The organism is Sinorhizobium sp. NFACC03, assembly GCF_900103435.1.
Lineage (GTDB): Bacteria > Pseudomonadota > Alphaproteobacteria > Rhizobiales > Rhizobiaceae > Ensifer.
In genome coordinates this window covers 60773-68491 of record NZ_FMXF01000016.1, presented here as the reverse complement: position 1 = coordinate 68491, position 7719 = coordinate 60773, and the positions used below count along the sequence as shown (strand labels likewise).

The 7719-nt window shown below is 56.1% G+C and carries 7 protein-coding genes and 3 pseudogenes; 3 read left to right on the top strand and 7 right to left on the bottom strand.

Translation table 11 applies throughout. The annotated features are described in order from the left end of the window. Positions 1-69 precede the first annotated feature (69 nt). On the top strand, positions 70-213 hold the full coding sequence (locus BLU35_RS35680) for a hypothetical protein (RefSeq protein ID WP_176907332.1): 144 nt from the start codon (positions 70-72) through the stop codon (positions 211-213). Positions 214-593: 380 nt separating this feature from the next. Here BLU35_RS35680 and BLU35_RS20020 read toward each other — a convergent pair whose 3' ends face one another. Further along, the gene (locus tag BLU35_RS20020) at positions 594-1238 is read right to left on the bottom strand and encodes an imm11 family protein (RefSeq protein WP_143032959.1); all 645 of its coding nucleotides are present in this window, start codon (positions 1236-1238) and stop codon (positions 594-596) included. A 790-nt stretch (positions 1239-2028) separates the two neighbouring features. Beyond that, positions 2029-2628 carry a toxin-activating lysine-acyltransferase gene (locus BLU35_RS20015; protein ID WP_093234219.1) on the bottom strand — a complete coding sequence of 200 codons (600 nt, stop codon included), beginning with the start codon at positions 2626-2628 and terminating at the stop codon, positions 2029-2031. A gap of 233 nt (positions 2629-2861) precedes the next feature. Here BLU35_RS20015 and BLU35_RS20010 point away from each other — a divergent pair, with 233 nt between their 5' ends. Beyond that, positions 2862-3248: an MbcA/ParS/Xre antitoxin family protein gene (locus BLU35_RS20010; protein WP_093234281.1), complete on the top strand. Its 387-nt coding sequence runs from the start codon at positions 2862-2864 to the stop codon at positions 3246-3248. 8 nt (positions 3249-3256) lie between these two features. After that, positions 3257-3594 (top strand): annotated as a pseudogene (locus BLU35_RS20005) (RES family NAD+ phosphorylase). A 328-nt stretch (positions 3595-3922) separates the two neighbouring features. Here the strand turns inward: BLU35_RS20005 and BLU35_RS20000 are convergent. The 5 genes and pseudogenes from BLU35_RS20000 to BLU35_RS35055 form a co-directional block, all read right to left on the bottom strand. Beyond that, positions 3923-4278: pseudogene (locus BLU35_RS20000) on the bottom strand (thiolase family protein); the annotation flags it as partial. A 110-nt stretch (positions 4279-4388) separates the two neighbouring features. Continuing rightward, positions 4389-4781 (bottom strand): annotated as a pseudogene (locus BLU35_RS19995) (autoinducer binding domain-containing protein); the annotation flags it as partial. 381 nt (positions 4782-5162) lie between these two features. Then, positions 5163-6422: an 8-amino-7-oxononanoate synthase family protein gene (locus tag BLU35_RS19985; RefSeq protein ID WP_093234217.1), complete on the bottom strand. Its 1260-nt coding sequence runs from the start codon at positions 6420-6422 to the stop codon at positions 5163-5165. 183 nt (positions 6423-6605) lie between these two features. Continuing rightward, positions 6606-7334 (bottom strand): response regulator transcription factor, encoded by a 729-nt coding sequence (locus BLU35_RS19980; RefSeq protein WP_093234216.1) that lies wholly within the window; start codon positions 7332-7334, stop codon positions 6606-6608. After that, positions 7331-7528, bottom strand: a complete 198-nt coding sequence (locus BLU35_RS35055; protein ID WP_143032958.1) for a hypothetical protein — start codon at positions 7526-7528, stop codon at positions 7331-7333. Before BLU35_RS35055 ends, BLU35_RS19980 begins: the two co-directional genes overlap by 4 nt. Positions 7529-7719: the final 191 nt, after the last annotated feature.

Below are 7719 nucleotides of genomic sequence, written 5' to 3'. Positions count from 1 at the left end.
CGCATTTGAATCGACGAAGCGGGGGTCAGAGCTGTTCAGGGCAATCGATTTGAGGTCGGAAAGATCAGCATGTTTGTCCAGGACATCCTGATGCAAATCGGCCAAACCCAAAAGCTTTGCAAAGGCTTTGAACTGATTGGCGTATTTGTCACGAATAACAGCTTCGGCGGCATCATCTGCGGCACCAGCCAAATCAGCTTCCAGGTTGAGTAGGAGCCGATTTATGAATGTCGGCGAATTGATATCGCCTGAGGTATAAAGGATTTTGTCAAAAGCGACGACGTGCGGGCCACGATGAACGGCGGAACCTAGTACAGCTCCTCCGCGCTCGGTTGTCGGTAGAAGAGTTCCGTTAAACGCCGCATCGTGACGAACGCCACGATCGCCCTCTTCATTAAGACCACGGACAAGTCGATCGAACAAACTATCCGACCAAAGCCGCTCTGCAATGCCGTGTGATTTCTGGAACTCGCCAGTCGTGGAACTGGCCACCGGACCAATAAGCGCGGAGAAACCGGAGGGCAATATAAGATTGTCGAAGGTTTCTACGGGCATTGTCCAACCTCCGCTCGGGATCTAAATCCGTTTGCTCGTCAATTCGTTTCGGGAAAATGCTGATAGTGTGCGCCGGTAACCCCGGCTGCATCCAACTCGGCTTTCAAGCCTTCGCTGATTGCCGGGCTGGGCATCACAATGAATTTGTCGATCCAGACATGGTGGTCGCCTATCTGGGATCGATTGAAGACCAGATCCTTGTCCTTACTTCCATCCAGGAACCAGACATTCCGGAACTCAAACGTTGTCTTCTCCCGATCGACCGTGTCGAGCCGAGCGCAGGGAACGAACCAGAACCGATCGGCAGCATGGCCGCCGTCCTTCCAAACAAGTTCGATGGGAAAGAATTGATGCGCATTCGGTTCGAATTTCTCAACAATGCCCTTAAATTTTTCGCTAACGAGCAAGCCAAAAGCGGAGTAGACGTCGGGTATTGGGCGCTTCGGCCCATCAAGCTCGATTTTTGTCGGAATATACTCGGACTCAAATGGCCGGCCATAATAGGAATAACCTGGCCGAATTCGCACACCTTCATCCCGAGTGAGATCAACAGCCTGGATCTTACTGACGTCGCCATCCAACGCACGGTACGTGTAGCTGTAGGTCTCTTCGTTCTTGTGACTGAGAAAATAAACCATCGCTTGCCTTTCGAGCGCTCGGCCCTGCATTGCTGACGAAAACATCAGCAATAGCCCGCAGAACACTGCGCACCAAATCGTATAGCTGTTTTGTCGAACCCCAGCCGAAGCCGGCGGTCTGTGCGGCCAGCACATCCCGCCTCCCTCTCATGGACCGCCACGCCCCCGCGCAGGCACCCATCCTAATCCCAATCAAGCCAATCTCGCGTGAGTTGTAAATAGCCTTCAGCACGCGATGTAGAAATTTATAAAAAAGATCACTCTGCGTCCTCAAAGCGGTCCCTGTTCATTTAGAGACGCGAGCGAAACGTGACGACCACTGAGCGGTTCTGAAATTCCAGACCTGGATTGAGGGGATGACGGACGCAGTGGAGGGCGCCCCGAGAAACCTCTGTTTTTCAACGTTTTGGAGATCTGTCGCGAAAAAACTTGTGTCACTGCAGGAACTTCGAGGCCGTTCCAGCCGCGCGCATACGGTGAATCTTGGAAGGTGAAGCGGCTTCATGACGGCAAGCATGCCGCTATGGTTGAAAAGGTGCTGGTGTGTGCGAAAAATTGGCGGACCGTTGCATCCACATTGGCCTTCGCCTAAAGCCCATCGCAATAGGCGCTACTGGTCAGAAGGCTGTGCGCGGGGTGGACATCTTAAACGCCCCTTCAGCGCGAAGTTGAATGGCTTGAGAAACCGGACGACTTTCAAAGCGGAAAACCAGCTCCAGCCCGAATGCGCCACGTTGACCTTGACCGCCGGTCCACGCCCGATTGTTCATCGCTGCCCCAAAAGATTGCCATCTCGCACAGCTTTCCAAGCAGGCGGCGCCGATCGCCGGCCCAATCAGGCCGACGTCGGCTCCACCGGACTTGCGCCCATTTTCTTCAGCGCTTCGGGCTCGACGAGACGGGAAACGAGGGGGTGAATGCGTAGGTCACCTTCTTTCAGCACCTGTTTGAAGTTGGCGAGAACGGATGTGGCGAGCCGCGGCGACGGCGCTATGACATCGAGCAGCCAATTGATTTTGCCGCCGGTCCATTCTTCGGACTTGAGGCGAACGGGGAAGACGCCGGCCTTGATCTGCTCACGAATGCGCGCGTCAACCTCTTCGGTTACGCTTGCCCAGATAGCAATGCCGGCAAGGCCGGTGTCTGTCGGGCCCGGATTCGCTGACTGTGCGATGGCGATGCGGTCGCGGATCAGCGGGTCTAGCACCAGATGCGAAAGATCAGCAATCGACAGGTTGCGGTAGCGAGGCGTCGCCATCATCGCCAGCGCCACTTTGCCGAAAGTCTCGTTCACCTTCGAGCGTAGAGACGCAATCTTTTCGAGTAGCGCCGGATCGAGGTTCTGCTCAGCGGTCACCCCATTCGCCCCTTTGCCGTTGATGTGTGCTACCGCGTTTTCGTCGAGTATCGTATCTGCGCTGGATTTCGTCACCATTGGCCCCGTTCAGTTCGTGCAAACTCATTTCGCGTTTTCAATGACGGCACTCACTATAGTTGAGCCATGAGAGAAGACAACCACACAGCTGGACCATTAAAAGCGGCCCTCGCGGTCAGGTGCAACTGCAGCCGAGCATCCCTGCCCGGCTGGCGGGGCTTACAGCCCTGCGCAGGACGACGGGCCGGGATCGCGATGGGCGCGGTTGCGCGCAAGCGTCAGCAGGCCCCCCGATCTGCGAGCAGGCTTTCCCCCTCTTTCTCTCCTCCTCGCCGGTCGCCCAATATGCCGACGGCGGGCTTTTTTCGCCGCGCAAGATCGCCAGGGCACTGCGCACGACGAGCGAGGAGATTGCACGCACGACCGGGCTGGGACGTGACGCCATCCAGCGCAAGGATCGCATTCGTTCGGACAAGACGCAGCGGCGCCTGCGGGAGATGACCGAGATCGTCAACAAGGTCGAGCCCCGCTTCGGCTCGGCGCTGATGGCCTATGCCTGGTATCGTTCGGAACCGTTGCCGGGCTTCTCCGGCCTGACGGCAATGCAACTGGTCCGTGACGGTCGTGCCGATGACGTGCACGATTATATCGACGCGGTCGACGCCGGCGTGCACGCTTAATCGCGTCGATGGAGTTTCGAGGAGCACTCTACCGGACACTAAACCCGATCTATGCGCGCGAGCCAATGTCGGGTCGCGGCGCTGAGCTGCACGCCGGCCGGTTCAATCGAAAAGGCACACCGGCTCTATACACGTCGTTGTCGACCATGACGGCATTGCGCGAATCCAACCAGGCCGGCGCCCTGCAGCCGACAACCCTCGTCTCCTATGATGCGGCCATCGAAGGAGCTTCGCTCCCGGCGCAACGACCGACGACCTCAACCTTGTCCTCTGGCACTGGGGCGATACGGCGCCCTGCCGGCTCACCTTGATCGACGACGAGGCTCGCCTGTCGCGGAAGTCCTAAAACTCCCACATTGCAGGCTTCTAGTCGCAAAATGTGTCGCGGGTTTTAGGATTTTCGTGAAATCGGGGCATCTATTCCGCTCTCGCTATAGTGTCGTCGCCAGCATCTTCTAAATATAGGCTGACCAGCCGGATAAGTTCGCTCTGCACGATGGAGCCTGAGCTTCGCCGACATAGATTTCATCAATTCTAAACCGGTCAGTACGAGGCTCGGCTTGGCCCGCGCAGTTGAAGTTTTCAGCGCTCGCGGTTTTTTCGCTGGGGATGGCACATTGGTCCCGTACGATGCTGCCAATACCTAGCCGAGCAGATCGGCGTCCCAGCCGACAAATCATCGTGTCGATCATCTTGAAGTCGCCCATCTTCACGCCGGCACGCGAATGCCCGCAATGGGGCGCCATGGACATGGATTCCTGCCCGCCGACGACAATGATCTTTGCATCGCCGAGCGCAATCTGCTGCATGCCGAGCGCTACGGCACGCTGGCCTGAACCGCAGAGTTGGTTGACACCCAACCTGTGGCCTCTTTCGGCACACCAGCTTTCATCGCCGCCTGGCGAGCCGGGTTCTGACCTTCGCCGGCCGGTAGGACCTGGCCGAGGATGACCTCGTCCACCTCTGCCGCATCGACGCCGGTGCGCGACAGCGCGCCCTTGATTGCCGCGGCACCCAGTTCATGAGCCGGAGTGTCAATTCGATAAGGGTCATCTTTGGCGGCCCCCAGCGCTTGACGGTAAAGACGCCGAGATCAGTGATAACGATCACGGATGGAATAAGTTGACGTCGAACTTGGCTTCAGTCTTCGCGGTGATCTCGTCGACGGTGACGCCGTTCGGGCCAAACCAAGGAGCGGCAACGGTTTGGACAGCGGTCCGAGCAGGCTATGAACAACAATGCGCCAACCTCGCCACCTTCTTTTGCCACGCATGCGCTTACACGGGGCGACAAATCTACGACAGAACCTTGCAGTGCATCGATTGCAAGAAGCCGCATATAGACGTGAATATACACGCCGGCGAGCGTCGCCCGCGCGCTTTCACTGACCAGCGATTGCGAGGCCGCCCTTTCGCTCGACGCAAGCGTAAACGTCGCACTTCGTCCAAAGCCAGCTGGAATTGGTATCGAGACGCCAGAGCGGATGTTGAATTCCGCAGCCTCCGAAAAGAAGCGCCGCTGCTCGCTCGTCCGAGCACTCTCCCATGGTCACGATTCTCGTCTTTGCTCGGGAGTACACTTTCCACTTGGAAGCCAGTTGAATTCCTCCGCTGACAACTTGGTCAGGTTAAGAACGCCCCCCTCCAGTACCGTTCGTATTCCATGATACGAAAGGACGTTATTCGCAGCGGCCCGCATCAGGAGCCCGTTTTCCAGGGCGCACAAGACGGCCTCTCCGTCAACGAACAGGAAGGATCTTTGCATCCCACGATCAACGGTCGTTGCCCCCCATTCGGCAAGGGAAACTCCCCGCATGAGCCGCATAGAGTTTTGCATCACGACACGGCACTCTGACGCGTGTGCGTACATAGGAAACCCATCATTCTTTTGGTGTTCCAACCCGGAGGACGGCGCTCACGATTGACGACCGTTTACTATCTCTCCCAGCACCTCTTGGACCGCGAGACCTAAGCTCCGAATATCGTCCTCTGCGTGTCCAGCTGTCGGGCAGATGCGTATGCCTGCCCGTCCCCGTGCAACAGTGGGGAAAAAAATTGCTGAGGTGTAGAAACCGCGGTCGAGTAGCGTTCGCGCGACTCCGATCGCCGTCATTTCGTCGCCTATTTCCACCGTCCGAATAGGTAAGGATGAGCCTTTCTGGTTACTGGGAATGAGGCTGTCGAAAAGCTCGACCCTTGCACGAAGTGTCTGTTGCAAACGATTGAGTTCGCTAGTTCGATGCAATTCCTGTGATGCGAATGCCGCTCCAATAGACGCAACGTTCAGTGATGCCGAAAACGCATGCGCGACCGCAAATCTTCGAAAAAGCTCCTCCTGCCGAGCTGTTCCGAGCATGATCATGCCGCCGGAAGCGCCAAAACCCTTTCCAAGAGAAGCGGCAATTATCGTGCGCTCGCCCAAAGAGCCCGCGATTTGATGTCTAGCGAAGCCCTCACCTTGCGCGCCAAAGATTGAAACGCCGTGGGCGTCATCGATATACAGAAAGAGCCCGTATTGCTCCTGCAGGCGACGCAACCGCCCGATGTCGGAGTTCCCACCCATTGAATATACGCCATCGCAAATATACGCGACGGTGGCGTTGGAGCGACATAGGGCCTCTAGTGTGTCGAGATCGTTGTGCGCTATCGTTTGAACCTTAGTTTCGGTCGCGATTGTACCTTTGTGAAAGGCAAGGGTTGCGTGCGCCAGCCGGTCGAACACCATCACGGGCCGTGCGCCACCAGTCAGGTGTCCGGAAGCAACGAGCGGCAAAGCGCTCATGTTTGCCGCCAGGACGGTTGTGTAGGTTATCACCCGGGCAGCAAATAACTCGGACAACGCTGCCTCCAGATCGCCAAGGATCGAAAAATTGAGACGCGTCCGTGCGCAAGACCAATGAAGCGCACCATATTCGTTCAACGCGGCTACGGCACCGGCGATGATCTTGGGATGATTGTCCAAGCCAAGATACGAGCACCGTACGAAGTCGATCACGTGACGCCCTTGCACATTGGGGAGAGAAACCGCGCGGCCGCCTAAGGGTCGTCCGTAGACAGCCATCAATCCACGGAAATGCGCGGCTTCGAAGTGGGTATCAGCTTGTTGAATAAGGCTGCTTGTGTTCCTGAATACACCGGCGCGAAATTTTCTCTGCGTTCCATTTCCAACTTTCATGAATATCTCCCTCCACTTTCAGGAATTGCTGGAGGGGCAGGTTTAATCGGCGCGGTATTTAACTCAACAAAGGCCTTGCAAAAGTTTTTTTACGTTTTCCATACTTCAAGAAGTCGACAATCATACTCAATTTTGCAAATGAATAATTCCGCGGCGAAAGCAGTTCTAGGTATTACTTTGCATTCACAACCGAGCCTCCTCAAGCTCGATTGCGTAACCTGATGCACGGACAGTGCGGATAAGATTTCGACCCGTCAGGCGTAGAAGTGAACGACGTAGCCGCCCGACGTGAACATCGACGGTACGTGCCTGCACGAAAAAATTGGATGGCCATGCCGCATCAATCAGTTCCTGACGGCTAAACACCCGCCCTGGCGCCTCGAGCAAGCAACGCAGCAACTGAAATTCGATCGGGCCAAGTTGCGCCTCACATCCACCGTAGGCGACAGCGCGGCGATCCGCCTTCAATCTGAGGACATCGGAGCCCCCCAGATGCGCAAAGCTCGCGTCCGGCGGTTGCACACCGCCGAGACGGCCTCGCGGGAGGGAGTTTAGATACGATAGTAGTCTTGCGGGAGAGACCGGGCGAACAAAGTTCTCGTCGATACCAGCTTTCAACAGAGCCAGGTAGTGACATTCCTCTCCGGCTGGGACCAACCCGATAGTCGGAATGTGGGACGTAGATGCCGTGCCCTTGATTGCAGCACAAGCTCTTAGGATGAGGTCCGTATCTTTCGCCGAGTCCAAGATGACTGCTGCAGTGGGCCTGGACGACGCCTGCGTCACGACATCCTCTTCTCCAACAAGTGTCGTTTGGTAACCGTCACATACAAGAATATGTGAAAGCAGGAGATAAAGGTCGGGGTTGTCCGAGCAAATGAGAACCACTGGTTTTTCGTGCTGAGCCTTCATGCGAGTAATGCCCTTGCCCAATGACGGGCCGTTTTGATGTCACAAAAAAGCGGGAATAATATCTCTGCGCTTGAAAAGTAACCCCATAGACAACCATTAGCCGCCGGATTGGAAACGGGATTCTCGCCAGCTTTGCCTTTATCCCCTAATTTTTGTTGCAACATTTTTGTTGATTTTTTAGAGAGAATAGGCATTCAGTAGACTCAGAGAAGGGCTTCGCTATCCACTTCCAAGACGTCCGCGATCGCTCGAACAAATGAAGACCAGTCTTGAACTGGTCGAAAACAGCGCGTTCTTGAGCAGCTGCAGCGCAAATTTTCAATCGTTGAAGGAGGCTTCGCCGGACGATACTCGACAGGACACGTATTGCCAGGGACGGCACGAT

Coding starts and splice junctions, on each gene's coding strand:
- BLU35_RS19985 (WP_093234217.1), bottom strand. CDS start 6,422: ATGAAAGTTGGAAATGGAACGCAGAGAAAATTTCGCGCCGGTGTATTC.
- BLU35_RS19980 (WP_093234216.1), bottom strand. CDS start 7,334: ATGAAGGCTCAGCACGAAAAACCAGTGGTTCTCATTTGCTCGGACAAC.
- BLU35_RS20020 (WP_143032959.1), bottom strand. CDS start 1,238: ATGTTTTCGTCAGCAATGCAGGGCCGAGCGCTCGAAAGGCAAGCGATG.
- BLU35_RS35055 (WP_143032958.1), bottom strand. CDS start 7,528: ATGCCTATTCTCTCTAAAAAATCAACAAAAATGTTGCAACAAAAATTA.
- BLU35_RS20015 (WP_093234219.1), bottom strand. CDS start 2,628: ATGGTGACGAAATCCAGCGCAGATACGATACTCGACGAAAACGCGGTA.
- BLU35_RS35680 (WP_176907332.1), top strand. CDS start 70: ATGTTTGTCCAGGACATCCTGATGCAAATCGGCCAAACCCAAAAGCTT.